Source organism: Streptomyces sp. P5F9 (assembly GCF_057961495.1).
Genome location: NZ_JBXVPZ010000898.1, coordinates 1 through 1,490, shown reverse-complemented (window position 1 = coordinate 1,490; position 1,490 = coordinate 1). Strand labels below are relative to the sequence as shown.

Sequence of the window (1,490 nt, the reverse complement as noted above, 5' to 3'; positions counted from 1 at the left end):
GTCCGGCGCCGCACCGCCGTGCTGCCCGGCGGAGTGCGAGGGCCTGGCACCGCCGCCCGCGTCGTCGCCCACGCTCATGCAACCGGCGGCAGCGGCGACGACGGCGACCGCGGCGGCCAGACGGACGGGTACGTACATGGGGCGCACGGGGCCACCTCCGAGGGCGGAAAAAGAGAGTCCCCCTCTCAACTCCCACCGCCCACCGGAAGACACGCGCCGCACCGACGTCGCCCATTCCTGGCCGGGAATTGCCCCTTCCCGGCGCCCGCCGCACGATCGAGCACGAACCGACCGGAGTGCCCGAAGGAGTCACGGATGACCGAGACCGACCCCCAGCACCTGGCCGAGCGTTACATCGCCCAGTGGACCGAACCGGACGCGGCCCGGCGCCGGGCGGCGATCGAGAGCCTCTGGGCGGCGGACGGCACGCACGTCCTCCAACCGCCCGCCGAGATCCGCGAGATCGCCGCGAGCCTCGGCTTCGACCGCCCGACCCTGCGGGCCCAGGGTTACGACGCCATCGAGACCCGCGTCGCCCGCAGCTACGAACGGTTCGTCGCGAAGGGTGAGTTGACCTTCCGGCCACGCACCGACGCCGTACGCCTCGACGGCGTGGTCCGGTTCCGCTGGGACACGGTGGCCGTCGGCAGCGGCGAAGTCGTGGGCGGCGGCCTGGAGTTGCTCGTGCTCGACCCCGACGGACGCATCCGCACCGACTACATGTTCCCCGGAGCCTGATCCCTCGCCGCGGCCGCCAACGCCTCCGCCGTCGCCGCGTCCGCCGGCAGGAACGCCTCCAGCTTCAGCTCCGCGAGGGTCACGTCCACGGCTGTGGCGAAGGTCGTCACGGTCGTCATCAGCCGCAACTCCCCGTAGGACGACCGCAGCCGCAACGGCACCGCGAACCCCAACAACCCTTCCCCCGATCCGAGTTCGGGCACATACCCGGCAAGCTCGGCCCGCAGCTCCGCCAACTGCCCCAATCGAGCCAGAATGTGCCGCGCCCACTCGGCGAGATTGATGATCCGGGGCGCCAACCCGTCCGGATGCAGCGCCAGTCGGTACACACTCGCCCCCGGCCCCAGCAACTCTGCCGCGGCCCCCTCGGTGATCACCCCGAACGCGTCGTTCGCGGCGACCAGTCGACCACCCCGGTCCACCACCACCGCCGGATACGGCAGATGCCCCCGCAGGATGTGCCCGATCGCCTCCCGCACCGGAGCCAGCACCGGCCCGTCCAGCGAACTCTCCGCGTACACCGGCGCGTACCCGGCGGCGAGCAGCAGCTCGTTCCGCTCCCGCAACGGCAGTTCGAGCGCCTCCGCCAGCCGTACGACCAACTCCCGCCCCGGCACCGACCGGCCCGACTCGACGAAACTCACATGCCGCTGCGTGGTCCCGGCCCGCAGCGCCAACTCCAGCTGACTGAACCGGCGATCCGTACGGCGCTCACGCAACACCCGACAGAAGTCCACGCCCCAGTTCTACGG

2 protein-coding genes are annotated in these 1,490 nt (G+C 71.9%); one reads left to right on the top strand and one right to left on the bottom strand.

Features of this window, described 5'->3' with window-relative positions; translation table 11 throughout:
• The first annotated feature begins 315 nt into the window (after positions 1-315).
• Entirely contained in the window at positions 316-738 is a 423-nt protein-coding gene (locus tag AC31A1_RS51290) for a hypothetical protein (RefSeq protein ID WP_489659896.1), read from the top strand.
• On the opposite strand, the gene AC31A1_RS51285 is transcribed toward AC31A1_RS51290, so the two are convergent.
• Positions 717-1,475, bottom strand: a complete 759-nt coding sequence (locus AC31A1_RS51285) for a helix-turn-helix domain-containing protein (RefSeq protein ID WP_489659895.1) — start codon at positions 1,473-1,475, stop codon at positions 717-719. The two genes, AC31A1_RS51290 and AC31A1_RS51285, sit on opposite strands and share 22 nt — an antisense overlap.
• Positions 1,476-1,490: the final 15 nt, after the last annotated feature.